General features: G+C 73.2%; 24 protein-coding genes and 2 tRNA genes. 15 read left to right on the top strand and 11 right to left on the bottom strand.

Annotated features, from left to right (window positions below; translation table 11 throughout):
* The first annotated feature begins 122 nt into the window (after window positions 1-122).
* The 4 genes from V1L54_RS05490 to V1L54_RS05475 all read left to right on the top strand — a co-directional run bounded on the left by V1L54_RS05490 (window position 123) and on the right by V1L54_RS05475 (window position 3359).
* A complete protein-coding gene (locus V1L54_RS05490) occupies window positions 123-1232 on the top strand; it encodes an SDR family oxidoreductase (protein ID WP_330116702.1) in 1110 nt (369 codons plus the stop codon).
* 95 nt (window positions 1233-1327) lie between these two features.
* The gene (locus tag V1L54_RS05485) at window positions 1328-1786 is read left to right on the top strand and encodes a molybdenum cofactor biosynthesis protein MoaE (protein ID WP_330116701.1); all 459 of its coding nucleotides are present in this window, start codon (window positions 1328-1330) and stop codon (window positions 1784-1786) included.
* Window positions 1787-2014: 228 nt separating this feature from the next.
* Window positions 2015-2245: a hypothetical protein gene (locus V1L54_RS05480; protein WP_330116700.1), complete on the top strand. Its 231-nt coding sequence runs from the start codon at window positions 2015-2017 to the stop codon at window positions 2243-2245.
* Window positions 2246-2270: 25 nt separating this feature from the next.
* Window positions 2271-3359, top strand: a complete 1089-nt coding sequence (locus V1L54_RS05475) for a YlbL family protein (protein WP_330116699.1) — start codon at window positions 2271-2273, stop codon at window positions 3357-3359.
* Window positions 3360-3406: 47 nt separating this feature from the next.
* On the opposite strand, the gene V1L54_RS05470 is transcribed toward V1L54_RS05475, so the two are convergent.
* Window positions 3407-4018, bottom strand: a complete 612-nt coding sequence (locus tag V1L54_RS05470) for a PPA1309 family protein (protein WP_330116698.1) — start codon at window positions 4016-4018, stop codon at window positions 3407-3409.
* Between the two features lie 114 nt (window positions 4019-4132).
* Here V1L54_RS05470 and V1L54_RS05465 point away from each other — a divergent pair, with 114 nt between their 5' ends.
* From V1L54_RS05465 to V1L54_RS05450, 4 genes are all read left to right on the top strand, one after another.
* Window positions 4133-7069, top strand: coding sequence for a UPF0182 family membrane protein (locus tag V1L54_RS05465; protein ID WP_330116697.1), 2937 nt, complete (start codon window positions 4133-4135; stop codon window positions 7067-7069).
* 53 nt (window positions 7070-7122) lie between these two features.
* A tRNA-Met gene (locus V1L54_RS05460) sits at window positions 7123-7196 on the top strand.
* A 198-nt stretch (window positions 7197-7394) separates the two neighbouring features.
* A complete protein-coding gene (locus V1L54_RS05455; protein WP_330116696.1) occupies window positions 7395-9143 on the top strand; it encodes a tetratricopeptide repeat protein in 1749 nt (582 codons plus the stop codon).
* A 96-nt stretch (window positions 9144-9239) separates the two neighbouring features.
* Window positions 9240-9313, top strand: a tRNA-Met gene (locus tag V1L54_RS05450).
* A 132-nt stretch (window positions 9314-9445) separates the two neighbouring features.
* Here V1L54_RS05450 and V1L54_RS05445 read toward each other — a convergent pair.
* From V1L54_RS05445 to hisN, 3 genes are all read right to left on the bottom strand, one after another.
* Complete coding sequence (locus V1L54_RS05445; protein WP_330116695.1) at window positions 9446-9862, bottom strand: Fur family transcriptional regulator; 417 nt, start codon at window positions 9860-9862, stop codon at window positions 9446-9448.
* Between the two features lie 252 nt (window positions 9863-10114).
* Window positions 10115-10537, bottom strand: coding sequence for a CBS domain-containing protein (locus V1L54_RS05440; protein ID WP_330116694.1), 423 nt, complete (start codon window positions 10535-10537; stop codon window positions 10115-10117).
* Window positions 10538-10731: 194 nt separating this feature from the next.
* Entirely contained in the window at window positions 10732-11526 is a 795-nt protein-coding gene (gene hisN / locus V1L54_RS05435) for a histidinol-phosphatase (protein WP_330116693.1), read from the bottom strand.
* 190 nt (window positions 11527-11716) lie between these two features.
* Between hisN and V1L54_RS05430 the strand changes: the two genes are divergently transcribed.
* Complete coding sequence (locus V1L54_RS05430; protein ID WP_443076496.1) at window positions 11717-12385, top strand: TetR/AcrR family transcriptional regulator; 669 nt, start codon at window positions 11717-11719, stop codon at window positions 12383-12385.
* Window positions 12386-12446: 61 nt separating this feature from the next.
* Here V1L54_RS05430 and rsgA read toward each other — a convergent pair whose 3' ends face one another.
* The 3 genes from rsgA to V1L54_RS05415 all read right to left on the bottom strand — a co-directional run bounded on the left by rsgA (window position 12447) and on the right by V1L54_RS05415 (window position 15654).
* Window positions 12447-13478 (bottom strand): ribosome small subunit-dependent GTPase A, encoded by a 1032-nt coding sequence (gene rsgA, locus V1L54_RS05425; protein WP_330116692.1) that lies wholly within the window; start codon window positions 13476-13478, stop codon window positions 12447-12449.
* A gap of 12 nt (window positions 13479-13490) precedes the next feature.
* Window positions 13491-14843, bottom strand: a complete 1353-nt coding sequence (gene aroA, locus V1L54_RS05420; RefSeq protein ID WP_330116691.1) for a 3-phosphoshikimate 1-carboxyvinyltransferase — start codon at window positions 14841-14843, stop codon at window positions 13491-13493.
* A 97-nt stretch (window positions 14844-14940) separates the two neighbouring features.
* The gene (locus tag V1L54_RS05415; protein WP_330116690.1) at window positions 14941-15654 is read right to left on the bottom strand and encodes a M50 family metallopeptidase; all 714 of its coding nucleotides are present in this window, start codon (window positions 15652-15654) and stop codon (window positions 14941-14943) included.
* Window positions 15655-15820: 166 nt separating this feature from the next.
* On the opposite strand from V1L54_RS05415, the gene V1L54_RS05410 reads away from it, so the two are divergent.
* From V1L54_RS05410 to def, 6 genes are all read left to right on the top strand, one after another.
* Window positions 15821-16645 (top strand): SOS response-associated peptidase, encoded by an 825-nt coding sequence (locus V1L54_RS05410; RefSeq protein ID WP_330116689.1) that lies wholly within the window; start codon window positions 15821-15823, stop codon window positions 16643-16645.
* Window positions 16646-16649: 4 nt separating this feature from the next.
* Complete coding sequence (locus tag V1L54_RS05405; protein WP_443076487.1) at window positions 16650-17360, top strand: alpha/beta hydrolase family protein; 711 nt, start codon at window positions 16650-16652, stop codon at window positions 17358-17360.
* A gap of 265 nt (window positions 17361-17625) precedes the next feature.
* Window positions 17626-18303: a sigma-70 family RNA polymerase sigma factor gene (locus V1L54_RS05400; protein ID WP_330116746.1), complete on the top strand. Its 678-nt coding sequence runs from the start codon at window positions 17626-17628 to the stop codon at window positions 18301-18303.
* Window positions 18300-18650, top strand: a complete 351-nt coding sequence (rsrA, locus tag V1L54_RS05395) for a mycothiol system anti-sigma-R factor (RefSeq protein WP_330116688.1) — start codon at window positions 18300-18302, stop codon at window positions 18648-18650. Before V1L54_RS05400 ends, rsrA begins: the two co-directional genes overlap by 4 nt.
* 326 nt (window positions 18651-18976) lie before the next feature.
* Window positions 18977-19996, top strand: coding sequence for a tetratricopeptide repeat protein (locus tag V1L54_RS05390; protein WP_330116687.1), 1020 nt, complete (start codon window positions 18977-18979; stop codon window positions 19994-19996).
* 97 nt (window positions 19997-20093) lie between these two features.
* A complete protein-coding gene (gene def / locus V1L54_RS05385) occupies window positions 20094-20726 on the top strand; it encodes a peptide deformylase (RefSeq protein ID WP_330116686.1) in 633 nt (210 codons plus the stop codon).
* Window positions 20727-20827: 101 nt separating this feature from the next.
* On the opposite strand, the gene V1L54_RS05380 is transcribed toward def, so the two are convergent.
* From V1L54_RS05380 to V1L54_RS05365, 4 genes are all read right to left on the bottom strand, one after another.
* Window positions 20828-21976: a site-2 protease family protein gene (locus V1L54_RS05380; protein ID WP_330116685.1), complete on the bottom strand. Its 1149-nt coding sequence runs from the start codon at window positions 21974-21976 to the stop codon at window positions 20828-20830.
* A 196-nt stretch (window positions 21977-22172) separates the two neighbouring features.
* Entirely contained in the window at window positions 22173-23783 is a 1611-nt protein-coding gene (gene mctP, locus V1L54_RS05375) for a monocarboxylate uptake permease MctP (RefSeq protein WP_330116684.1), read from the bottom strand.
* Complete coding sequence (locus V1L54_RS05370) at window positions 23780-24070, bottom strand: DUF3311 domain-containing protein (RefSeq protein WP_330116683.1); 291 nt, start codon at window positions 24068-24070, stop codon at window positions 23780-23782. The genes mctP and V1L54_RS05370 overlap by 4 nt, the downstream gene beginning before the upstream one ends.
* A gap of 208 nt (window positions 24071-24278) precedes the next feature.
* Complete coding sequence (locus V1L54_RS05365; RefSeq protein ID WP_330116682.1) at window positions 24279-25085, bottom strand: GntR family transcriptional regulator; 807 nt, start codon at window positions 25083-25085, stop codon at window positions 24279-24281.
* Window positions 25086-25146: the final 61 nt, after the last annotated feature.

The raw sequence follows: 25146 nt of genomic DNA, 5'->3' as shown, positions 1-25146 counted from the left end.
GCCGCGGCCGGACGGGGCGCGGCGCGGGTGCGCGACGGTGACCCTTACGTCCAGCCTAGACACCTCTCGTGCAGGATGGACCCTGCGTACGTCGTACCAGAGACAACCGGGGGAGACACCGGGTGAGTTCCCAGGAGCCAAACGTTCGCGGTCCGCGTAACGGTGCCGCGGGCCGCGCCGTCGCGGTCACCGGTGCCGCGTCGGGGATCGGCGCGCTGCTCACCGAGCGGCTGGTGGCCTCCCCCGAGGTGGGGCGGGTCGTCGCCATCGACGAGCGGCACGGCGGCACGGACGGCGCGCGGTGGCACCTCCTGGACGTGCGGGACCCCGCCATCGCCGACCGGCTGCGCTGCGACGGCGATCCGGTGGACACCGTGGTGCATCTCGCCGTCGACCTGGATCTGGAGACCGATCCCGCCGCCCGTACCGCCTACAACGTCCGCGGCACCCAGACGGTGCTGACCGCGGCGGCCGCCGCGGGGGTGCGCCGGGTCGTGCTGTGCACCTCGGCGATGGTCTACGGGGCGCTGCCCGACAACGACGTGCCGCTGGCCGAGGACGCCGAGCTGCGGGCGACCGCCGAGGCCACCGGCGTCGGCGACCTGCTGGAGATCGAGCGCCTCGCCCGGCGCGCGCCCCGCGCGCATCCCGGCCTGAACGTCACCGTGGTGCGTCCCACCGTGCTGGTCGGTGGCGTGGACACCGCCCTGACCCGCTACTTCGAGTCGCCGCGCCTGCTGGTCGTGGCCGGCTCCCGGCCCCGCTGGCAGTTCTGCCACCTCGAGGACCTGGCCAGTGCCCTGGAGTACGCGGCCCTGGAGAAGGCCGAGGGCGAGCTGGCGGTCGGCTGCGACGGCTGGCTGGAGCAGGAGGAGGTCGAGGAACTGTCCGGGATCCGCCGCATGGAGCTGCCCCCGGCCGTGGCGCTCGGCGCGGCCTCCCGGCTGCACCGTCTGGGGCTGACGCCCTCCCCGGCCGGCGACCTGGCGTACACCATGCACCCCTGGGTGGTCAGTGGCTCCCGGCTGCACGAGGCGGGCTGGCGGCCGAAGTGGACGAACGAGCAGGTGCTGGCCGAGCTGCTGCACGAGGTGGCCGGACGGCACACCGTCGCGGGACGGCGGCTGGGCCGCAAGGACGCCACCACGCTCGGCGCCGCGGGCGCCACCGTGGCCCTGGTGGGCACCGCCGCCCTGGTCCGCCGCGCCCGTAGGACCCGCCGCCGGATGTGACCGCGATGTGACCGCGCCCCGGCGGACACGCCCCGGTGCGGACACGACGGTAAGCCGCCGTGCCGTGTGCCGGGTCCGTGGGGCACCATGACCCCATGCCACAGACGTACGACCATGCGGGCGAACGGGCGGCGTCCGATCCGATCCGGCTGCTCGCGATCCGCGACACCCCGCTCTCCGTGGACGAGGTCCTCTCGGCCGTCGGCGACTCCGCCGCGGGCGGTACCGCGCTGTTCGCCGGCACGGTACGCGACCACGACGGCGGCACCGGAGTGACCGGGCTCTCCTACTCCTCGCATCCGACGGCCGGGGCCGAGCTCCGCCGGGTCGCGGAGAAGGTGGCCGCCGACTTCCCCGTCCGGGCGCTCGCCGCGGTGCACCGGGTGGGTGACCTGTCGATCGGCGACCTGGCGGTGGTGGTCGCCGTCTCCTGTGCGCACCGCGCCGAGGCCTTCGAGGCGTGCCGCCGCCTGATCGACGACCTGAAACACCAGGTGCCGATCTGGAAGCACCAGACCTTCACCGACGGCACCGAAGAGTGGGTCGGCGCGTAGCGCTGTCCTTGAGGGGTGGTGGCCGGGTGACGGGTGGGAGGGTCGGCGCGTAGCGCCGCCGTTCTCCGGGAATGCCCGGCCGGTCGCCGGGAACAGGTCCCGCACGGCCGGTACCGGGAGCGGCCGGCTTCCGGGACACGGGCCACCCCGCCGGAGTGGTCTTTCCGTCGGGGATCTAGTCTGCTCATAGGCCGGTTTTGGCGTTATCCGAGGAATCGGGAGGTCACTGTGGCGGCACTCGCCTGGTTGCTGATTCCGTTCGCCGCCGCGGTCGGGGCGGCCGTCTGGTCCGTCTGGGCCGCCAGGAGACCCAGCGGCGCCGGGGACGCCGAGGGGGTCGCCGGGTACGAGGCGTTCCGCGCGGCCATGGAGCGGCCCCAGGGGCTCCCCGACGCACGGGCGCACCGGCGGGAGGGCGCCGCGGAGCCCCGTCCCGCGATCACCCCGGCAGCCGACTGACAGGGCTGTCCCGTACTGTCGTGGCATGCCACGCAGGACCGCGACGATGCTCACCTCCACCCTGCTGCTCATAGCCGTCCTCTGCGCCGGGGCCCTGATCAGGGTCCCGTACGCGGAGATGTCCCCCGGGCCCACGGTCAACACGCTCGGCGAGCACGGCGGCAAGCCGGTGCTGAGCATCGAGGGCAGAAGGACGTACGAGAGCTCCGGGCATCTCAACATGACCACCGTCCGGGTCACCGGCGCGGACTACCGGATGAACCTCGTGGAGGCCGTCCACGGCTGGCTGGCGGAGGACAGCGTGGTCGTCCCGCACGAGACCCTCTACCCCGACGACAAGTCGGCCGAGGAGGTGCGGGAGGAGAACGCCGAGGAGTTCAGCCAGTCGCAGGAGAGCGCCAAGGTGGCCGCCCTGCGGGAACTGGGGATCCCGGTCGGCGAACGGGTGGTCGTCGCCTCCGTGGTCAAGGGCGCGCCGGCCCAGGGCCGGCTCCACGCCGGGGACGTGATCACGGCCGTGGACGGGAAGCCGGTGGAACGGCCGGACGACGTCGCCGCTCTGGTGACCGAGCACGGGCCCGGCGAGGAGGTGGTCTTCACCGTCGTTCCGGCCAAGCGCGCGGAGGAGGCCGAGAAGAAGGGTGAGGAGCTCACCGGGGGCCGGGAGGTCACCGTCACCACCACCGCGGCCGAGGACGACCAGCGGGCCATCGTCGGGATCCAGGCGGGCCTCGACCACACCTTCCCGTTCGAGATCGACATCCGGCTCGCCGATGTCGGCGGTCCCAGCGCCGGACTGATGTTCGCCCTCGGCATCATGGACAGGCTCACCCGGGAGGATCTCACCGGGGGCGAGTTCGTGGCCGGTACGGGCACGATCGACGGCGAGGGGAAGGTCGGCCCGATCGGCGGCGTCCAGATGAAGACCATCGCCGCCCGGGAGAAGGGCGCCGAGTACTTCCTCACCCCCGAGGCGAACTGCGCCACCGCCGCCCGCTCCGTCCCCGACGGTCTGACCCTGGTGGAGGTCGGCACGATCGACGACGCGCTGGCGGCCCTGGCGGACATCAGGGAGGGGGACACCGGCGCCCTGCCGCGCTGCGCGGCGGACTGACCCGGCCCCCTCCCCTCCGTCTTCCCGTTCCCCGCGCTGCCCCGTCCTCAGTCGGTGAAGGTGCCGGCCAGCGCCTCGGCGAGCCCCGGCACCAGGTCCGGGCCGGTCAGCACCTCGGTCGGCGAGTCCTTCTCGCGCAGCCGCAGGGCCGTCTCCCGGGCGCCGTCCCGCAGCACCGCCACGGTCATCCGCACCTCCCGGCGCTCGGGGTGCTCGGCGACCCAGCGCGCCAGTCGCTCCTCCGCGCCCTCCTCCTGGAGCTCCCGGGGAACGGAGGTCTCGGCCGACGGCGGCAGCATCAGCCGCTCCACCGTCATCGCGCATCCGGCGACCGCGTCGGGCCAGGCGATGGTGCCGAGGAACTCGTCGAGCGGTATTCCGGCGGGCAGCTCGTCCTGCTCGACCGGGGTGAGGGAGGCGGGGGCGGCACCGCTGCCGCCGCCCCGGCCGGCCGGATCATCCTGACCGCTCTCGCCGCCGAGCCCGAGCCGGTCGGCCAGCACGGGTTCCTCGGCGCGCAGCCGGTCGGTGTCCACCAGGGCGAACAGGCGGGCGGGCTGGTCCCAGCCCAGGCCCGCGGCGTACTCGTCGATCTCGAGCACCGCGCGGGTCAGCGGGCTGGCGGCGAGAGGTGTGCCGTCGTCGGTGATGTTGTCCATCCCCATATCGTGCCGCCGAACACCCCGGAAACGGGAACCGGGTAAAGCTTGAGTAAGTTGCATGGGTGGGGCCCTAGCATTCGGGGCCTGTTCCATCCGCTGCGAATTTTCGAGGTGCGCACCTTGGCTTTCCAGATGCCGGACCGGGGCTCAGGCGGGCCCACCGGACCACGGATCAGTGTCGGCAGGCCCTCCGGGCGCGCCAAGACCCTGCTGATGACAGCGGGCGTGCTCGCCGTACTGGCCATGCTTTTCGTCATGTTCGCCGGTTTCTGGACCGACTGGTTGTGGTATCGGTCGGTCCAGTACACCAATGTCTTCACCACCACCCTGTGGACCAAGATCGGCATGTTCGCCGTCTTCGGCCTTCTGATGGCCGGAGCCGTCGGCGTCAACATCTGGCTGGCCCACCGGCTGCGGCCCCCGCTCAGCGCGATGTCGCTGGAGCAGCAGAGTCTCGACCGTTACCGGATGGGCATCGCCCCGTACAAGAAGTGGGTGCTGCTGGGGGTCACCGCGCTGGTCGGGCTGATCGCCGGCGCCTCCGCGGCAGGCCAGTGGCGCACCTGGCTGCTGTGGTTGAACGGGGTCCCCTTCGGCACCGAGGATCCCCAGTTCGGCAAGGACGTCTCGTTCTACGCGTTCGACCTGCCCTGGTACCGCTTCCTGCTGAGCTTCGGCTTCGCGGCCGTCGTGCTCTCCCTGCTCGCCGCCGCGCTGGTGCACTACCTCTACGGCGGGCTGCGGCTCACCACCCCGGGCGCCCGCGCGACCTCCCAGGCCACCGGCCACCTGTCGGTGCTGCTCGGGCTCTTCGTCGCGCTCAAGGCGGTGGCGTACTGGCTGGACCGCTACGGCCTGGCGGTGAAGTCCGGCGACTTCAAGGCGACCGACAACTGGACGGGCCTGCGGTACGTCGACGCCAACGCGTATCTCCCGGCGAAGACGATCCTGTTCTTCATCGCCGCGATCTGCGCGGTGCTCTTCTTCGCCACCCTGTGGCGGCGCACCTGGCAGCTGCCGGTGATCGGCTTCGGCCTGATGGTCCTCTCGGCGATCCTCATCGGCGGGCTCTACCCGGCGATCGTGCAGAAGTTCCAGGTCCAGCCGAACGAGCAGGCCAAGGAGACGCCGTACATCAAGAAGAACATCGACGCCACCCGCGACGCGTACGACATCGCGGACTCGGAGGTCTCGGACTACGAGGGCCAGAGCGAGGCGAGCAACGAGGAGCTGCGCGAGGCGGCGAACACCACCGCCAGCATCCGGCTGCTCGACCCGAACGTGGTCTCGCCCAGCTTCCAGCAGCTCCAGCAGGTCCGCAGCTACTACCAGTTCCCGGCCACCCTGGACGTGGACCGGTACACCACCGAGGACGGCGCGGAGCAGGACACCGTCATCGGTCTGCGCGAGATCAACATCAACGGCATCACCGAGCGCAACTGGATCAACGACCACTTCAAGTACACCCACGGCTTCGGCATCGTGGCCGGCAAGGGCACCGAGGTGGCCTCGACCGGCGCGCCGGAGTTCATCGAGAAGAACCTCCCGCCGACCGGTGAGCTCGGCGACTACGAGCCGCGGGTCTACTACGGCGAGAAGACCACGCAGTACTCCATCGTCGGCGGTCCCCAGAAGGAACTGGACTACATCTCCGGCAGCGAGGAGAAGACCTACAGCTACAAGGGCGACAGCGGGGTCAGCCTGGAGAACCCGGTGAACCGCGCCGCCTACGCCGTGACCTTCGGCGAGCCGCAGATCCTGTACTCGGGGGCGATCGGCGACGGCTCACGGATCCTGTACAACCGCACGCCCAAGGAGCGCGTCGAGGCGGTGGCCCCCTGGCTGACCATCGACGGCGACCCGTACCCGGCGGAGGTGGACGGGCGCATCCAGTGGCTCGTCGACGCCTACACCACCACCAACCAGTACCCGTACTCCTCCCGCACGACCCTGGGCGAGACCACGGCCGACGCGCTGACCGACGGCCAGCGCTCGGTCATCGCCCAGCAGAACCGGGTCAACTACATCCGCAACTCGGTCAAGGCCACCGTCGACGCCTACACGGGCGACGTGAAGCTGTACCAGTGGGACACCCAGGACCCGATCCTGAAGACCTGGATGAAGGCCTTCCCCGACACGGTCGAGCCGCGCGGGGAGATCGGCGACGAGCTGATGGCGCACTTCCGCTACCCGCAGGACCTGTTCAAGGTCCAGCGCGAGCTGCTGACCCGCTACCACGTCACCAGCGCCAGCCAGTTCTACAGCGGCAGTGAGCGCTGGCAGGTGCCGGACGACCCGACGCACAAGGGCAACGCGGTCCCGCCGTACTACCTCAGCATGAAGATGCCGGACCAGGAGGAGCAGACCTTCTCCCTGACCACGACCTTCAACCCCAGCGGGCGCGAGACCCTGGGCGCCTTCATGGCGGTCAACGCGGACGCCCGCAGTGAGGACTACGGCACGATCAGGATCCTGAAGCTGCCGTCCAACACCACGGTCTCCGGTCCACAGCAGGTGCAGAGCCGCTTCAACTCGGACACCGACATCGCGAACGAGATCAACATCCTCCAGCGCGGTGACTCGGAGATCGAGTACGGCAACCTGCTCACCGTGCCGCTGGAGGGCGGACTGCTCTACGTCGAACCGGTCTACGTCCGCGGTGCGGGCACCAACTACCCGCTGCTGCGGAAGGTGCTGGTGACCTACGGCGAGGAGACCGCCTTCGAGGACACCCTCGGCGAGGCGCTGAACGTGGTCTTCGGCGTCGACGGGACGGAGGAGACCCCGGGCGAGGAGGAGCAGCCCCCCGGTGAGGAGGAGCAGCCCGGTGAGACTCCCGCCGATCCTCCGGCCTCCGGGAACGCGACCGTGCAGGAGGCCCTCCAGGACGCCCAGGAGGCGTTCGAGGCGGGCCAGGAGGCGCTGGCCGAACAGGACTGGGAGGCCTACGGCCAGGCGCAGCAGGACCTGGACGACGCTCTCCAGCGGGCCGCCGAGGCGGAGCAGTCCGCGGACGGCGGCGCCGAAGAGGGTCGCCGGGAGGAGTGAACCGGGGGTGAGCGGGCTCCCTCCGCGCCGTGGTAGTGTTGTGAACACAACGGCGCGGGGTGGAGCAGCTCGGTAGCTCGCTGGGCTCATAACCCAGAGGTCGCAGGTTCAAATCCTGTCCCCGCTACTGACGAAGAGGGGCCCGGAGTCATCGACTCCGGGCCCCTCTTCCGTGTGTTCTCCCCCGTGTGGGGGATGTGAGGACGTATGTACCCAACGGACGTTTGGGTTTGGGTGGTTGCTCTATCGGGAAGTCGACAAAACGCTGAAGTGACTTGGCTGTCGACGGTATACCAGGTGTACGCGGGTTGCGGGTGGTGCGACGATGGGCCTCATGGGGGACAAGGCGAGACTTGAGGGCGTGGGTGGTGGTGTGAGTCGTACCGACACCCGCGCCGCTCATGGCGCTCACACCGCCCGCGAGGTTCACGACACGGACGCCGACACCGCCGCCGCCAGCGCGCTCGGGGCCCGACTGCTGCGCCGGGGGGACCTGGAGGGCGCCGAGCCGCCACTGCGCGCGGCCACCGCCGCCGGTGACCGGGCCGCCGCGAACAACCTGGGGGTCCTGCTCCACCAGCGCGGCCTGCGCGAGGAGGCCGCGGGCTGGTGGCGGATAGCGGCCCTCGCGGGATCGGCCGCGGCGGCCCACTCCCTGGGCCGTCACCACCGCGAGCGCGGCGACGAGACGGCGGCCGAGTACTGGCTGCGGCAGTCCGCCGAGTCCGGGCACGTCCTCGGCGCGTACTCCCTCGCCGACCTGCTGGAGCACCGCGGCGAGGACGGCGCCGAGGAGTGGTTCCGGGCCGCCGCCGAGCGCGGCCACCGCGAGGCGGCGTACCGCCTCGCCCGGATCCTGGCGCGGCGCCCGGACGGGGGTGCCGAGGCCGGGCAGTGGTACCGCCAGGCCGCGGCCCGCGGCCACCGGCGTGCCGCGCTGCGGCTGGGCGAGCTCCTGGAGGAGCGCGGCGAGTCCCAGGAGGCGGCCCGCTGGTACCTGACGGCCGCCAGGGACGGGGAGCCGCGCGCCGCCTGCGCGCTGGGCTTCCTGCTGCGGGACGCGGGCGACACCGACAGCGCCGCCGAGTGGTGGCGCCGGGCCGCCCTGGACGGCGACGGCAACGCGGCCAACGCCCTGGGCGCACTGCACGCCGAGCGCGGCGAGCGGCAGTCCGCGGAGCGCTGGTACCGCGTCGCGATGGAGGCCGGCGACATCAACGGCGCCTTCAACCTGGGACTGCTGTGCGCCGCCCAGGGCCGTACCGCCCAGGCCGAGCAGTGGTACCGCCGTGCCGCCTACGCCGGGCACCGCGAGGCCGCCAACGCGCTCGCCGTACTGCTGCTGCAGCGCGGGGACGCGGCGGGCGCCGAGCCGTGGTTCTCCAAGGCCGCCGAGGCCGGCAGCGTGGACGCCGCGTTCAACCTCGGCATCCTGCACGCGGGCCGCGGCGAGGACGCCCTGGCCAGGCAGTGGTACGAGCAGGCGGCGGCGGCCGGCCACACCGAGGCCGCGCTCCAGGTGGGCATGGCGCTGCTGCACGAGGGCGACACCCACACCGCCGAGCGGCATCTGCGCCGCGCGGCGGGGGGCGGCAGCGTGGAGGGCGCCTTCCGGCTCGCCGCGCTGCTGGAGCGCCAGATGCCGACGGCGGACGCCCTCGATCCGCAGGGCCCGCCCGCCGAGTACGAGGAGTGGTACGAGCGGGCCGCCGAGCAGGGGCACCGGCGCGCACAGGTCCGGCTGGGCATGTACGCCTCGGCGCGCGGTGACGTGGTGCGGGCCGCCCGCTGGTACCGCACCGCGGCGGAGGCGGGCAGTCGCAACGGCGCCTTCAACCTCGGGCTGCTGCTGGCCCGGGAGGGCAGCGAGCCGGAGGCCGCCCTGTGGTGGACCCGGGCCGCCGAGGCCGGCCACGGCCGGGCGGCTCTGCAGCTGGCGCTGCTCAACGCCCGGCGCGGCGACCTGGCGGCGGGCCGTCACTGGTGCACCCGTGCGGTCGAGCTGGGCCCGCCGGAGGTCGCGGAGCGCGCGGCCAGGCTGAGCGAGGCACTCCACGAGGAGCTGACGGCCTGAGCGCCCCGGGAGCTCCGGGGCGCTCGGTGTTCGCGGGCCCGGCAGTGGCGATTTGCACAGGTGGCCGGGATGGGGTTAAGGTTGTGAACACAACGGCGCGGGGTGGAGCAGCTCGGTAGCTCGCTGGGCTCATAACCCAGAGGTCGCAGGTTCAAATCCTGTCCCCGCTACTGCGGACGGTGGCCCGGATCCCCAGGGATCCGGGCCACCGTCGTATGCGTCGGCCGTATGCGCCCGGTGCCTCCTCCGCTCCCTCACGCGCGTTCTCGCCGTGCGCCGGGCACGGGGCTTCCGAGGGAGGGCTAGGCGGAGGCGCAGGAGGGGCACAGCCCCCGGAAGGTGACCGTCGCCTCGTCGAGCGTGAAACCGAAGCGCTCCGTCTCGGGGAGCAGGGCCAGGGGGTCCCCCGAGGGGCGGACGTCGCGGATCGCCCCGCACTTCGAGCAGACCAGGTGCTGATGGGCGCGATGCGCGTTCGGGTCGTACCGCTTGGCACGGCCGTCGGTGCTGACCTCGAGCACCTCACCGAGCGAGACCAGTTCGCCGAGGATGTTGTACACCGTGGCGCGGGCGATCTCCGGCAGCCTCCCGGCCGCGAGCGCGTGCACCTCGTCGGCGGTGTAGTGGACATGCTCACCATCGAGCACCTCGGCGACGACCCGCCGCTGGGCGGTCAGCCGCCAGCCGCGGTCCCGGAGGCGTTGAAGCAGGTCACTCATGCTCCCACCTTAACAGCGGCCGTCCATGGCCGGATTTCATATGATCTTGGCCTTCCTCTCGGTCTGGATGGTGTCCAAGGTGAGATCCTGTCCAGGAGATGTGTGCAGCCGTGCGGAGCGAGGCCGGGAGGGCCCCGAGCGCTCCGGAGGAGCCGGGTGCCGCCGGGTCCCGGTCCTCCTGCGCGGCTTCCTCCGGTGCGGCCCCCCCCGTTCCTCCGGTGCGGCCCCCCGGCGGGGCGGAGGGCGGTGCCCTCAGACCGGTACCGCGTCGGCGGCGGCCATCGGTCCGTGGCCGGGAGCGGACGCCCAGCAGCGGACGATGTCGCGGACGGAGACCACCCCCACCGGTTCGTGGCCGTCCAGCACGATCAGATGGCGGAAGCCGCCGCGGGTCATGGCCCGCGCGGCATCGTCCAGGGTCCAGTCGGGGGCGGCGAAGACCACGTCGGTGGTGGTGTGCAGATGCGCCGGCTCCCGGTCGGGATCCTGGCCGGCGCCCACGGAGTTGAGGATGTCGCGTTCGGTGAGGATCCCGATGCCGCCGGCGTCGGGATCGAGGACGACGGCCGCGCCGACCCGGCGGGCGGACATCAGCCGGGCGGCCTGGCGGAGTGTGTGGGCGGGGCCGATGGTGAGGACCACTGTGCTCATGGCGTCACGGACGAGGGTGGGCATGGCGTTGGTGCCACCTCCTTGGTGGAATCCCCGCACGAGAAGGAATTCACAAGCTCACAAGCGCGGGGATTCTCATGTTCACATGATGTCCGGAGCCCAACAAGGGGGCGTGCGGGGGCAGTCGGCCGGCCGGCGGACCGCCACGCGCCCGCCCGGCCGTGACCGCCGCCTGCCCGGAGCGCCGCCGGGTGCCGCTAACCGCCCAGGTAGGACAGCAGATCCTCGTGCAGCAGTCCGTTGGAGGCCGCCGCGTCCCCGCTGTGCGGGCCCGCGCGCCCGTCCAGACCGGTGAAGGCGCCGCCCGCCTCCTGCACGATGACCGCGTTCGCCGCCATGTCCCACAGCGACAGCTCCGGTTCGGCGCACATGTCCACCGAACCCTCGGCGACCATCATGTACGGCCAGAAGTCGCCGTAGCCGCGGGTGCGCCAGCACTCCCGGGTCAGGTCCAGGAAGCCGCCCAGCCTGCCGCGCTCCTCCCAGCCGCTCAGCGAGGAGTACGCGAACGACGCGTCCCGCACCCGGCTCACCCGGGACACCGACAGCCGGGTCGCCGAGGACAGGCTGCGGCCGGTGTACGCACCGGCGCCCAGCGCCGCCCACCAGCGCCGGTTCAGGGCCGGGGCCGACACCACCCCGACCACCGGACGGTCGCCGCCCTCGCCCCGCTCCATCAGGGCGATCAGCGTGGCCCACACCGGAACGCCGCGCACGTAGTTCTTGGTGCCGTCGATCGGGTCGATCACCCAGCGGCGCGGCCCCTGCCCGTCACCGCCGAACTCCTCGCCCAGCACCGCGTCGCGCGGCCGGGCCCGTTGCAGGGAGGTGCGGATCAGCTCCTCGGCCGCCTTGTCCGCCTCGCTCACCGGAGTCATGTCGGGCTTGGTCTCGACCTTCAGGTCGAGGGCCTTGAACCGCTCCATGGTGGTGGCGTCGGCGGTGTCGGCCAGCACATGGGCCAGGCGCAGGTCATCGTGGTAGTCCGGCATGGACGAAACAGTATCCAGGCCTGCCGGGACCGGCCACACGGGAGTGGCCGACCGGGTGGCAGGAAACGGGCGGCGCGCCCGGCACCCTTGACACCCTCTGTCACCGCGCCGATGCTGTGCGGCGACCCGCCGTGCCCGGGGAGGCCGGATGTCCTCAGCGATGCCCCCGCCGATGCCCCCGGCGACGCCCTTGCCGACACCCCCGGCCGGATCTCCCGCGCCGTCCTCCGCCGGGGGGCCCAGGGGGTCCTCCCGGGCGTCCCCGGCGAGGCCGCCGGCGCGGCAGCGCCTGCTGCGCGCGGCCCGCGCCGCCCTCGCCGGCCGGCCCTGGCCCCGCATCCGCATGGTGGAGGTCGCCCGGGCGGCCGGAGTCTCCCGGCAGACCCTCTACAACGAGTTCGGCTCCAAGGAGGGGCTCGGGGCGGCCCTGGTGGCCGACGGTGTGGAGACCTTCCTGGAACGCACCGCGCGCACCGCCGCCGAGGAGGTCCGGGAGGGCGCCGATCCCGTGGCGGGCTGCGCGGCGGCGGCCGCCGGGGTGGTGCGCGCGGCGCACGACGATCCCCTGGTCCGCGCGGCCCTCACCGGCTGCTGGGAGCCCCGGCTGCCGCTGCCGGACGTACCGGCGGACCGGCTGGCGGCGCGGCTGCGCGACCGTACGCTCGACGGCCTGGCCGCCGCCCGGACGTCCGTCCCCGGCACCGCCGCCGACTCCGGGCCCGAGCTGCGCCGCGCCTGCGAGGTGGGGCTGCGGCTGGCGCTGTCCTACGTCGTCGCGCCCTGCGAGGGGCCGCCCGAGGCCACCGAGGAGGCCGCGGGCGCCCATGTCCTCCAGGTGCTGCGGGCCCTGCTGGACTGACCTCCGCCGTCCGGCCGGTCCCCGCGAGGACCCGGCCGCCTGCCGGGGCCCCGGTCGCCCCTCAGTCCTCCTCCCGGTGCTCCCGGGTGGCCAGCAGCCGGCGCAGGGAGTACAGCCGGGCGGGCTCGGCGTGACCGTCGGCGACCCAGGCGTCCAGCGCGCAGTCCGGCTCGTCGTGGCTGCAGGCGCGCGGGCACCCTTCCGTACCCGGCACCAGATCGGGGAAGGCGTGGATCACCCGGGACGGATCGACGTGGTTCAGCCCGAACGACCGTACGCCCGGGGTGTCGATCACCCAGCCCCCCCGGGAGGGCGGCGGGAAGGACACCGCGCCGGGCAGCGGGAGCGCCAGGGCCGAGGTGGTGGTGTGGCGGCCGCGGCCGGTCACCGCGTTGACATGGCCGGTGGCCCGCCGGCGGTCGGCCGGGACGAGCGCGTTGACCAGTGTGGTCTTGCCGACCCCGGAGTGGCCCACGAAGACGGTGGTACGGCCCAGCAGCAGCTCGCGGACCCGGTCGGCGCCCCCGTCCGCCAGTTCGTCGCGACTGGTCACCACATGGCGCACCCCCAGCGGGGCGTACGTCTCCAGCAGCGGGCCGGGCGGGGCCAGGTCCGCCTTGGTGAGCACCAGCAGCGGTTCCAGGCCCGCGTCGTAGGCGGCCACCAGGCAGCGGTCGATCATGCGGGGGCGCGGCTCGGGATCGGCGAGCGCGGTGACGACGGCGAGCTGGTCGGCGTTGGCGACGACGACCCGCTCGTAGGGGTCGTTGTCGTCGGCGGTGCGCCGCAGCACCGAGGTGCGCTTCTCGACCCGCACGATCCGCGCCAGCGTGTCCTTCTGCCCCGACAGATCGCCGACGAGCGCCACCCGGTCGCCGACCACCACCCCCTTGCGGCCCAGCTCGCGGGCCTTCATCGCGGTGACCGTGCGACCGTCCACCAGGCAGGTGAGCCGGCCCCGGTCGACGGTGAGGACGAACCCCTCGGCGGCGTCCTCGTGCTTGGGCCGGATGCTGGTGCGCGGGCGGCTGCCCCGGCGGCCGGGGCGGACGCGGATGTCGTCCTCGTCGGTGTGCTTGCCGTAGCGGCGCATGACGGCGGGCCCCTACATCCGCTCCCCGGCCGTCCCGTCCAGCATGGCCTGCCACATCTCCGGGAAGTCGGGGAGGGTCTTGGCGGTGGTCGCGACGTTCTCCACGTCCACGCCCTTCACCACGAGGCCCAGCACCGCGCCGGCCGTGGCCAGCCGGTGGTCCTCGTAGGTGTGGAAGATCCCGCCGCGCAGCGGACGCGGCCGGACGACCAGACCGTCCCCCGTCTCGGTGACGTCGCCGCCGAGCCCGTTGATCTCCTTGGTGAGCGCGGCCAGCCGGTCGGTCTCGTGCAGCCGCAGATGCGCCACGCCCCGCAGCCGCGACTCGGAGTCGGCGAGCGCGGCGACCGCCGCGATGCCGGGGGTCAGCTCGCCCACGTCACCCAGGTCCACGTCGATGCCGCGCACCCGGCCGGTGCCGGTGAGGGTCAGCCCGCGCTCGTCCAGCTCGCAGACACCGCCCATCTCGGTGAAGATCTCCCGCAGCGCGTCACCGGGCTGGGTGGTGTGCCGGGGCCAGTCGGGAATCGTCACCTGCCCGCCGGTGACGAGCGCGGCGGCGAGGAAGGGCTGGGCGTTGGACAGGTCGGGCTCGACGACGAGGTCCCGGCCGAGCAGGGCGCCGGCCGTGACCCGCCAGACGTTCGGCTCGCCCCCGGACTCGGGGGTGTCCACCTGGGCGCCCGCGGCACGCAGCATCTCGACCGTCATCCGGATGTGCGGCAGGGACGGCAGCGTGCCGCCGGTGTGCCGCACCTCGACACCCTGGTTGAAACGGGCGCCGGACAGCAGCAGCGCGCTGACGAACTGCGAGGACGAGGAGGCGTCGATCTCCACCCGGCCGCCGGTCAGGGAGCCGCCGCCGTGCACGGTCATCGGGAGGGCGCCGCGCCCGCCGTCGTCGATCCGGGCGCCCAGTGCGCGCAGCGCGTCGATCACCCCGTGCAGCGGGCGCTCGTGGGAGCGCCTGTCGCCGTCGAAGCGGACCGGACCGTCGGCCAGCGCGGCGACGGGCGGCAGGAAGCGCATCACGGTGCCCGCGTTCCCCACGTCCACCTGGGCGGGGCCGCGCAGCCCGGAGGGGATGACGCGCCAGGCCTCCCCGGTGCCGGCGGGGGCACCGGGCACGGAGGCGGAGTTGGCGGAGAGCGTCTCCTCGACGCCCACTCCCATGGCGCGCAGCCCCTCGGCCATCAGCAGGGTGTCCCGCGAGCGCAGCGGCCGGCGCACCCAGCCGGGCTCGGCGGCGAGGGCGGCGAGCACCAGGGCGCGGTTGGTGACCGACTTGGACCCGGGCACGGGAACGGTCGCGTCGACGGCACCGGGCGCGAGCGGGGCGGGCCAGAGGGAGGTGTTGTCGGTCATGGCCCCAACTTTAGTGGCTCACCGGGGAGGGGCGGACATGAGCGGTCGGCGTCGAGACACCCGGGGGAAGCCGCGGACGGCCGCGTCCGACCGGCCGTCAGAGGCCGAGCAGCCACTGCCCGCCACCGGTCAGCGAGCACAGCGCCACGGCGTGGAAGAGCAGCAGCCACAGCGCCGCGGGCGCGTGCGTCAGCCGTGCCAGCTGGTCGGCGTCGGAGTCCGGTGCCTCGCCCCGGCGCCGCTTGCGCTGCAGCTCGAAGACCGGCCGCACCCCGCCCAGCAGCAGGAACCACACCACCCCGTACGCGAACGCCGACTGCACCTCGGTCCCGGCGAACCAGGAGACCAGGAAGAACGTCCCGCCGGTGACGACGACCGTCAGCACCCCGTAGGCGTTCCGCACCATCACCAGCATCGCCAGCAGCAGCGCGGTGGCCCCCCACAGCAGCGCGGTGACATGCCCGTCGGCCAGCAGCCAGGCCCCGGCCAGGCCGAGCAGCGAGGGGGCGGTGTACCCGGCGGCGGCCGTCAGCACCATGCCGATCCCGGACGGTCTGCCCCGGGAGACGGTCAGCCCGGAGGTGTCCGAATGCAGCCGTATGCCCTCCAGCCGCCGGCCGGTCAGCAGCGCCACGAGGCCGTGTCCCCCCTCGTGGGCGATGGTCACCGCGTTCCGCGCCACCTGCCAGACGCCCCGGACCGCGACCACGGCCAGGGCGGCGAGCCCGGCGGCCACGACGATCGGCAGCGCCGGTTCGGGCTGCGTCCCGACGACGCGGTCCCACACCTCGGTGACGCTGTCGACGTCCATCCCGGCCGCTCCCTTCCCCCGGGCCCTCCCCGGCCCCGTTCGGTGCCTCGCAGTGTGTCACGGCCGGTCCGGGCGCGGGCCGCTCCGGTCCCGCGGGCCGGCGGCCGGCGGGCGCGGTGCCGCCTTTCCGGCCCCGATGTCGGTGGGACGTGGCAGGGTGGCAGACATGTGCGGACGGTATGCGGCGAGCCGCGGCCCCGGCGAACTGGCCGGGCTGTTCGGCGTGGAGAAGTGGGAGCCGGCCGAGGAGCTGGCCCCCGACTGGAACGTGGCCCCCACCAAGCAGGTCTACGCGGTGCTCGAACGGCCGCCGAAGGACGGCGGCGGCAAGCGGCCCGTACGGCAGCTGCGGCCGCTGCGCTGGGGCCTGGTGCCGTCCTGGGCGAAGTCCCCGGACGTGGGCGTCAAGATGATCAACGCACGGGCGGAGACGGTGCACGAGAAGCCCTCCTACCGCCGCCCGTTCGCCGCCCGGCGCTGTCTGCTGCCCGCCGACGGCTACTACGAGTGGGTCACCGGGCCGGCCGAGCGGCAGGAGGAGGAGAAGGGGAAGCGCAAGCGGCCGCGCAAGCAGCCCTACTTCGTGACGCCCGCCGACGGCTCGGTGATGGCGATGGCGGGGCTCTACGAGTTCTGGCGGGACAGGACGCTGCCCGAGGACCATCCGCGGGCCTGGTGGGCGACCTGCGCGGTGATCACCACGGAGGCACAGACCGAACCGTTCGCCGGTGCCGGAGGCGGGGACGGGGACGGTCCGCGGTCACTGGCCGACATCCACCCGCGGATGCCGCTGGCGCTCACCCCCGACCGCTGGGACGCCTGGCTGGACCCGGCCCGCACCGACCCGGACGAGGTGCGCGAGCTGCTGGTCCCGCCGCCGCCGGAGGCCGTGCGGGCCTATCCGGTGGGCACCGGGGTCAGCAATGTGCGCAACAACGGCCCCGAGCTGCTGGCGGAGCTTGACGGCCCCGAGGCCGGGACGCTGTTCTGAGACCGTGACCGACGACAGCGGGACGGCCGGGGAGCCCGGAGCGGCGGAGCAGACGGAGGCGGCGGGGACGGCGGAGGCGGTGGACACCCCGGCCGGGGCGGCCCGGGTGGTATGGCACCGCGCGGCGCGCCCGCGGCTGGTCCTGGCACTCGGCCACGGTGCCGGGGGCGGCGTCGGGGCGCGGGACCTGCGGGCGCTGGCCCGTGAGCTGCCCGCCCGCGGGATCACCGTGGCCCTCGTGGAACAGCCCTGGCTGGTGGCCGGGAAACGGCTCGCGCCCGCGCCGAGGACCCTGGACACCGGCTGGCGGGCGGTGTGGCCCGCCCTGATCCGGGACGGGCTGCCGGTCGTCTCCGGCGGGCGCAGCGCCGGGGCGCGCGTGGCCTGCCGTACCGCCGGGGAACTCGGCGCGCGTGCCGTGCTCGCGCTGGCCTTCCCCCTCCACCCCCCGGGTCGGCCGGAGCGGTCCCGGGCACCGGAACTGCTCGGCGCCGGGGTGCCCACCCTGGTCGTCCAGGGCGGGCGGGATCCCTTCGGCCGGCCCGGGGAGTTCCCGGCGGGTGTCCGGGTCGTCGAGGTGCCCGGCGCCGACCACGGCTTCGCCGTGCCGAAGCGGGCGGCGGGCGGCCGGGGCGGCCCGGCCGGGCAGGACGCGCAGACGGCCGCGCTCGCGCTGCTCACCGGCTCCGTGCAGGAGTGGCTGGACCGGGAATGACTTCCCCGCGGCCCGTGTTCCACACCTGTAGCAGGACACGGACAGTCACACGCGCGAGGAGAGGGAGTCCACCCACATGGGTTCGATCGCATGCCCGTCCCGTCCCGTGAGCGCCCCCACCACGGCGGTGCAGCTCGACTGGGCGACGCTCAGGCTCGCCGGGCACGTCGACGACACCCCTTTCCGGGCGGCGCGGGGCGAGCCCCGTCGTCTATTCTCCGAGACGAGCGGGTCCACAGCCGGACCCGCAGCCGCATCGGAGGAGGTGGGTCCGGTCGCCGGGACCGACGACGCTGAGCCCAGCAAGCCGCAGCAGCCCGAGGAGACGGAGGCCGAACGGAACGCACGCTTCGAACGGGACGCCCTCGCCTTCCTGGACCAGATGTACTCGGCGGCGCTGCGCATGACGCGCAACCCCGCCGACGCGGAGGACCTGGTGCAGGAGACGTACGCCAAGGCGTACGCGTCCTTCCACCAGTTCCGTGAGGGCACCAACCTCAAGGCGTGGCTGTACCGCATCCTGACCAACACCTTCATCAACTCGTACCGCAAGAGGCAGCGCGAACCCCAGCGCAGCGCGGCCGAGGAGATCGAGGACTGGCAGCTCGCCCGTGCCGAGTCGCACATGTCGACCGGGCTGCGCTCGGCCGAGGCGCAGGCGCTGGACCACCTGCCGGACTCGGACGTCAAGGAGGCCCTCCAGGCCATCCCCGAGGAGTTCCGGATAGCGGTCTACCTCGCGGACGTCGAGGGATTTGCGTACAAGGAGATCGCGGACATCATGGGGACACCCATCGGCACGGTGATGTCCCGGCTGCACCGCGGTCGCCGTCAACTGCGCGGCATGCTGGAGGACTACGCCCGCGAGCGCGGACTGGTCCCGGCGGGTGCCAACGCCGCCGCGCCGGACGAGTCGCACGACCGGAAAGGCTCGGGCTCATGAGTTGCGGAGAGCCGCACGAGACGGACTGCGCCGAGGTCCTGGAGCACCTCTACGAGTACCTGGACCGCGAGATGCCCGACGGGGACCGGGTGAAGTTCGCGGAGCACTTCGACGAGTGCGCTCCGTGTCTGGAGAAGTACGGCCTGGAGGAGGCCGTGAAGAAGCTCGTCCGGCGCTGCTGCGGCCATGACGACGTACCGACCGACCTCCGCTCCAAGGTGATGGGCCGCATCGAGCTGATCCGCACCGGGCAGGCGGTACCGGACCAGCCCGTGGAGCAGTCCGGGGACCCGGTGGCCGGTCCGGCCGCTCCCGCCCGGGGCCGGGGCGAGACCGACCTCGCCTGACGGGACGGAGACGGACCGGGGGCGGCCCGACCGGGCGGCGCGGGCCGGGCCCCGCACACCCCCGCCCGTCCGTCCTCACCCCCGAACCGCCGTTCCCGCCCCGGAGCGCCCCGGTCTCCGTGCCGGGGCGCTCCGCCGTGCCGGTCCGAGTTCCACGACCGATGGGTAATGAGCGGGCACCCCGCTGGGCATGGTTGGATGCGAACCGGGAACCGCGGCAGTGACCGCGGAAGACCCGGGAGACACGAGGACGCGAGAGACGCGAAGGACGCGGGAACGGCCGCGGCGGCGGCCGGAGCAGCAGGCGGGAGTCAGGCGGGAACATCGTGAGGATCTTCGGCAGGACACGGCACCGGCCCTCCGTCGACTGGCGGCTGGCCACCGACCGCGCGTTCACGCTCATCGGCGACGGCCGCTACGAGGACGCCGGCGAGCTGCTGACCCGTGCCGCCGACCTGGAGCCGTGGCTGTCGGAGTCCTGGTTCAACCTCGCCCTGCTGCACAAGTTCCGGCACGACTGGGAGCAGGCCCGGGCGGCCGGGCTGCGGGCGGTCGCGCTGCTGGAACGGGGAACCGGCGCACCCGACTGGTGGAACGTCGGCATCGCGGCCACCGCCCTGCAGGACTGGGCGCTGGCCCGGCGCGCCTGGCAGGCGTACGGGCTGCGGGTGCCGGACGCGGCGCACTCCCAGCAGGCGGCCCGCGCCGGGGACGACGGCGGCCCGGCGGGACCGCCGACCGGTATGCGGCTGGGCAGTGCCGCCGTCCGCCTGTCGCCGGAGGGCGAGGCGGAGGTGGTCTGGGGCCGCCGGCTGGACCCGGCCCGCGTCGAGGTGCAGAGCATTCCGCTGCCCTCCTCCGGGCGCCGCTGGGGCGAGGTGGTGCTCCACGACGGCGTACCGCACGGCGAGCGGACCACCGTGTCGGGTCACACCTATCCGGTCTTCGACGAGATAGAACTCTGGGCGCCCTCCCCGGTGCCGACCTGGGTGGTGCTGCTGGAGGCGGCGACCGAGGCGGACCGGGACGCGCTGGAGCGGCTGGCGGCGGACGCCGGCTTCGCGGCCGAGGACTGGTCCTCGTCGGTGCGGCTGCTGTGCCGGTCCTGCTCGGAGAGCCGGATGCCCGCCGACGAGGGCGAGGGCGCGCCCCGGCACGATCCGCACGACCACAGCGTTCCCGGCCGTCCGGGTCCGCTGGGGCACATGACGTCCGGCGAGCTGTGGGTGCCCGAGCGCGAGTGCGGTCTGGCGGCTCCGGCCGGGCTGGTGCGCGGGCTGCTGGACGGCTGGGTCGCCGACAGCCCGGACACCCGTGAGTGGCGGGATCTGGAAGAGGTCTGCTGAGGCCGGTCCGGCCGTTCGGCAACGGGCACATCGTGTCCCGGCGTGCCCGTACTCTGTACGGGTCGTGGTGGAGCACCGAGGAAGGCGTACGACTCAGATGGCGGAGCACGAGACCGGTCAGCGGGTGGACGACGAGGGATTCATCGTCGACACGGAGGACTGCGAGGAGCGCGAGCGGACCCACCGCGAGCGCGGCACCGCCCGTCCGATCACCGTCGTCGGCAATCCGGTGCTGCACCGGGAGTGCAAGGAGGTCACCGAGTTCGACGACGGGCTGGCGGAACTGGTCGACGACATGTTCGCCAGCCAGCGCGCGGCCGAGGGCGTGGGCCTGGCCGCCAACCAGATCGGCGTCGACCTGAAGGTGTTCGTCTACGACTGCCCGGACGACGACGGGGTGCGGCACGTCGGCGTCGTGTGCAACCCGGTCCTGGAGGAACTGCCCGCCGAGCGCCGGGTGCTGGACGACTCCAACGAGGGCTGTCTGTCGGTGCCGGGCGCGTACGCCTCGCTCGCCCGCCCCGACTACGCCGTCGTGCGCGGGCAGGACGCCCAGGGCAGGCCGATCAGGGTGCGGGGCACCGGTTACTTCGCGCGCTGCCTCCAGCACGAGACGGACCACCTGAACGGCTATCTCTACATCGACCGGCTCTCCAAGCGGGAGCGCAAGGACGTGCTGAAGCAGATGGCCGAGGGCACCCCGCGCTACGAGACGGTGCCCAACGACTGACGGCCGGCCGGTCCCCGGGGGCCCGGCGCTGTGTCCGGGGAGGTTCACCGGTCCGGCGGTCCGGGCACGGCACTCCCCGGCAGACCTTCCCGGTCACCGCACTAGCGGATGCCGGAGGGCCCCGGGGCCCCCGAGGACATCGCCCAGTTCACCGCGCGGCTGATGTCCGACGGGGAGACGATGCCGACCAGGCCGCCCTCCTCCAGGACCAGCACCCGGCGCTCCTCCGAGCCGTCCATCCGCGGCAGCACCTCCGCCAGCGACTCGTCCGGGCCCGCCGTCACCACCCGGTCCATCGGCGCCATCACCTCGCCCGCGGTCGTCGAGCGCCGCTCCCCGGGCGGCACCCGCCGGGCGCGGTCCAGCGTCAGCAGGCCGACCGGCCCGCCGCCGTCCGCGGTCACCGGGAAGGTGGCGTGCCGCCGGCCGGCGGGCGGCGCCGCCAGGAAGTCCTCGACCGGCAGGTCCGGCGGTACCGTGACCGGCGCGGAGCTCATGACCTCCCGCACCGGCACCCCGGCCAGCAGCCTGCGCACCTGCGCCTGGCCGCCCTCCGCCGAGGCGGCCGCCAGCACGAACCAGCCGATCAGCACCAGCCAGATGCCGCCGAACGCACGGCCCAGCAGCACCTGGTACAGGCCGAGGACGGTCAGCAGCCAGCCGGTGAACTGGCCCGCCCTGGAGGCGCCGGAGGCAGCGCGCAGCCGGTCGCCCGTGCGCCACCACAGAAAGGCGCGCAGCAGCCTGCCGCCGTCGAGGGGAGCGGCGGGTATGGAGTTGAACAGCGCCAGGAGGATGTTGATCCCCGCCAGCCAGGCGAAGGCCTCCGACACCAGGGTGATGCCGGTCGTCACGGCGAGCAGCCAGGTGATCAGGGCGAAGCCCAGCCCCAGCAGCAGGCTGACCAGCGGGCCGACACCGGCGATGCGCAGTTCGGCCCGCGGGTTCGGGGCGTCCCCGCCGAGCCGGGCGACACCGCCGAACAGCCACAGGACGATGCCGCCCACCTCCAGGCCGTGCCGCCGGGCCATGACGGCGTGGGACAGCTCGTGGGCCAGCAGCGAGCCGAAGAAGACCACGGCCGTGGCCAGCCCCAGGCCCCAGTACAGCAACCGTGGATGGTCGGGATGGGCCTGGGGCAGACGGCCCTCGGCGAGCCCGAAGGCGATGATGGCGAAGATCACCAGTACGGACCAGTTGACCCCGATCCGTATGCCGGCGACATGTCCGAGGGAGAAGGATTCCCGCATGGACCCTCCACAGGTGTGAGGCCGTGTGTCGGGGTCCGGGTTACCGCGTCACGCGCCTCGGTCACCTCCCGCGCCCGCCCGGTTTCGGCGGCCGTCATGCCGCACCCCGCCGGCGGCGGACCGGCCGAGTCGGGCCGGCGGCCGCTGCCGGCGGGGTGCGCGGGACGTACGGGCGGCGGGGCCGGTCGCCCGTACGTCAGTGCCGGACGTCCACCGTGGGCGGCGGCAGCTCGCGCTGGACGCCGGGGTCGCCGGCGTCCGCGGTGTAGTCGTCCGCGGCGGTCCGGTCGATGCCCTCGGGAGCCTTCACCGCGCGCAGCACGACGGTCATCACGACCGTCACCAGCAGGTTGAGCACGAAGGCGGTCAGACCGATGTAGCCGATCTCCCCGATGAGCGGGATGGTGTCCGAGCTGGTGGCGAAGTGTTTCTGGGTGGGGCTGGAGGTGTTGTACGCGACCACCGTGCCGTAGACCATGCCGACGGCCCAGCCGGCGAGCAGCGCCCAGCGGTGGAACCACCGGGTGAACAGGCCGGCCACGATCGCCGGGAAGGTCTGCAGGATCCAGATGCCGCCCAGCAGCTGGAAGTTGATGGCCACCGTCTTGTCCATGCCGAGGACGAAGACCAGCGCGCCCACCTTCACCAGCAGTGAGGTGATCTTGGACACCCGGGTCTCCTCGGCCGGGGTCGCGTCCGGTTTGACGAAGTCCTTGTAGATGTTCCGGGTGAAGAGGTTGGCCGCCGCGATCGACATGATGGCCGCCGGTACCAGCGCGCCGATGCCGATGGCCGCGAAGGCCACCCCGGCGAACCAGTCGGGGAACATGTTCTCGAAGAGCTGGGGGATGGCGAGCTGGCCGTTCTCCACCCGCACCCCGGCCGCGATCGCCATGAAGCCGAGCAGCGCCAGCAGGCCGAGCATCAGCGAGTACAGCGGCAGGATGGTGGTGTTGCGCCGGATGACCTCGCGGCTGCCGCTGGAGAGGGTCGCCGTGATCGAGTGCGGATACATGAACAGCGCCAGTGCCGAGCCCAGCGCCAGCGTCGCGTAGCCCCAGTGGGCCGCCTCGCCCGGGATCACCGTCCCGGTGCCGGTCTCGGCGAACTTCGCGTCGGCGGCGGCGAAGATGTCGTCGAAGCCGCCGAGTCTGATCGGGATGTAGATGATGGCGACCGCGATGACCAGGTAGATGAGCGTGTCCTTGACGAACGCGATCAGCGCGGGCGCGCGCAGCCCGGACGAGTAGGTGTACGCGGCCAGCACACCGAAGGCGACCAGGATCGGCAGGTCCCGGATGAACCAGTGCGTCGACTCGCCGCCGCCGATCCCCATCACGTCCAGCACCGCCTGGATGCCGACGAGCTGGAGCGCGATGTAGGGCATCGTGGCGAGGATGCCGGTGACGGCGACGGCCAGCGACAGGCCCTTCGAGCCGTACCGCCCCAGGACGAAGTCCGAGGTGGTGACGTAGCCGTGGCGGTGCGAGACCGACCACAGCCGGGGCAGGAAGGTGAAGATCAGCGGGTAGACGAGGATGGTGTACGGCACCGCGAAGAAGCCCGCCGCGCCGGCCGCGTAGATCGCCGCGGGGACCGCGACGAAGGTGTAGGCGGTGTAGAGGTCGCCGCCGAGCAGGAACCAGGTGATCCAGGTGCCGAAGCTCCGTCCGCCCAGTCCCCACTCGTCGAGGTTCTCGGCATTGGCCGCCCGGCGCCAGCGGGCGGCCAGGAATCCCATCACCGTCACCAGGGCGAAGAAGAAGACGAAGACGGCCAGCGCGACGACGTTGACTCCCTCCTTCACCCCTCCTCACCGCCCGTGCGCCGCTCGCCGCCCGCCGCCGCGGTGCGCCGTGCCGTCCGCTCGCGGCGCACCAGTACGTACGCGAGGGCCGTCAGGGCGGCGGAGAGGGGCACCCAGAGCATCTGGTACCAGTAGAAGAAGGGCATTCCGGCGACGGCCGGCTCGGTCTTGGCGTAGGAGCCGACCCAGAGCATCGCGACGAAGGGGGCGGACAGGCACAGGCCGATCACCACCCGGGCGGGGGTGACGACCGGGCGCGGCCGGGGACTTTCCGGTGGTGCGGACATGGCGTGGGGCTCCGTCCTGAGGCGATCACCGTTGACTGCGACGAGGAAATTTAAGGCAGTCAATCGGCCCGCGTCACTAGGGAGTTCACCATCGGGTGACGCTCGTGCCACCGGAGCCGGAGACTCCGTCAGGTCCGGCGGACCCGGCGGACCCGGCGGACCTGAGACGGGAGCCGGCCGGGGCCGTACGGAGCCGAGCCGTGCGGGGCTACCGGCCGCGGCCGGGGCGCTGCAGGCGGGCGACGAACTTGTAGCGGTCGCCCCGGTAGACCGAGCGGACCCACTCCACCGGCTCGCCGCCGGTGTCGCGGGAGTGCCGGGAGAGCAGCAGCATCGGCAGCCCGACGTCCGTGCCCAGCAGCCCGGCCTCGCGCGGGGTGGCCAGGGAGGTCTCGATGGTCTCCTCGGCCTCGGCGAGGTGGACGTCGTAGACCTCGGCCAGGGCCGTGTAGAGGGAGGCGTACTTCACCAGGCTGCGACGCAGCGCGGGGAAGCGCTTCTGGGAGAGGTGGGTGGTCTCGATGGCCATGGGCTCGCCGCTGGCCAGCCGCAGCCGCTCGATGCGCAGGACACGTCCCCCGGCGGGGATCGCCAGCAGTTCGGCGAGCCGGTCGTCGGCGGTGACGTAGCCGATGTCCAGCAGCTGGGAGGTGGGCTCCAGGCCCTGGGCGCGCATGTCCTCGGTGTAGGAGGTGAGCTGGAGCGCCTGGGCGACCTTGGGCTTGGCCACGAAGGTGCCCTTGCCCTGGATGCGCTCCAGGCGACCCTCGACGACCAGTTCCTGGAGCGCCTGGCGCACGGTCGTGCGGGAGGTGTCGAACTCGCCGGCGAGCGTGCGCTCCGGGGGGACCGGCGAGCCGGGGGGCAGCGTCTCGGTCATCTCCAGCAGATGGCGCTTGAGGCGGTAGTACTTGGGCACGCGCGCGGTGCGTCCGCCCGTGCCGCCGCCGGCTCCACTGCCGACGCCGCCGCCGATCCCGGTGTCCCCCGCGGCGCGGGTGCCCGCGTTCTCCATCGCACGCCTTCCCGACTCGTGTCGTGACCCGTCCGGATCGGTCACGGTCTCATGTGCGACC

The sequence above is a fragment of the Streptomyces rubellus genome, from assembly GCF_036323805.1.
GTDB lineage: Bacteria > Actinomycetota > Actinomycetes > Streptomycetales > Streptomycetaceae > Streptomyces.
This window is presented reverse-complemented; position numbering and strand designations above follow the sequence as displayed.

Coding starts and splice junctions, on each gene's coding strand:
- V1L54_RS05410 (WP_330116689.1), top strand. CDS start 15,821: ATGTGCGGACGGTATGCGGCGAGCCGCGGCCCCGGCGAACTGGCCGGG.
- rsrA (WP_330116688.1), top strand. CDS start 18,300: ATGAGTTGCGGAGAGCCGCACGAGACGGACTGCGCCGAGGTCCTGGAG.
- V1L54_RS05370 (WP_330116683.1), bottom strand. CDS start 24,070: ATGTCCGCACCACCGGAAAGTCCCCGGCCGCGCCCGGTCGTCACCCCC.
- V1L54_RS05470 (WP_330116698.1), bottom strand. CDS start 4,018: ATGGACAACATCACCGACGACGGCACACCTCTCGCCGCCAGCCCGCTG.
- V1L54_RS05415 (WP_330116690.1), bottom strand. CDS start 15,654: ATGGACGTCGACAGCGTCACCGAGGTGTGGGACCGCGTCGTCGGGACG.
- rsgA (WP_330116692.1), bottom strand. CDS start 13,478: ATGCGCCGCTACGGCAAGCACACCGACGAGGACGACATCCGCGTCCGC.
- V1L54_RS05440 (WP_330116694.1), bottom strand. CDS start 10,537: ATGCCCACCCTCGTCCGTGACGCCATGAGCACAGTGGTCCTCACCATC.
- V1L54_RS05445 (WP_330116695.1), bottom strand. CDS start 9,862: ATGAGTGACCTGCTTCAACGCCTCCGGGACCGCGGCTGGCGGCTGACC.
- V1L54_RS05485 (WP_330116701.1), top strand. CDS start 1,328: ATGCCACAGACGTACGACCATGCGGGCGAACGGGCGGCGTCCGATCCG.
- V1L54_RS05475 (WP_330116699.1), top strand. CDS start 2,271: ATGCCACGCAGGACCGCGACGATGCTCACCTCCACCCTGCTGCTCATA.
- def (WP_330116686.1), top strand. CDS start 20,094: ATGGCGGAGCACGAGACCGGTCAGCGGGTGGACGACGAGGGATTCATC.
- V1L54_RS05365 (WP_330116682.1), bottom strand. CDS start 25,085: ATGGAGAACGCGGGCACCCGCGCCGCGGGGGACACCGGGATCGGCGGC.
- aroA (WP_330116691.1), bottom strand. CDS start 14,843: ATGACCGACAACACCTCCCTCTGGCCCGCCCCGCTCGCGCCCGGTGCC.
- V1L54_RS05455 (WP_330116696.1), top strand. CDS start 7,395: ATGGGCCTCATGGGGGACAAGGCGAGACTTGAGGGCGTGGGTGGTGGT.
- hisN (WP_330116693.1), bottom strand. CDS start 11,526: ATGCCGGACTACCACGATGACCTGCGCCTGGCCCATGTGCTGGCCGAC.
- V1L54_RS05380 (WP_330116685.1), bottom strand. CDS start 21,976: ATGCGGGAATCCTTCTCCCTCGGACATGTCGCCGGCATACGGATCGGG.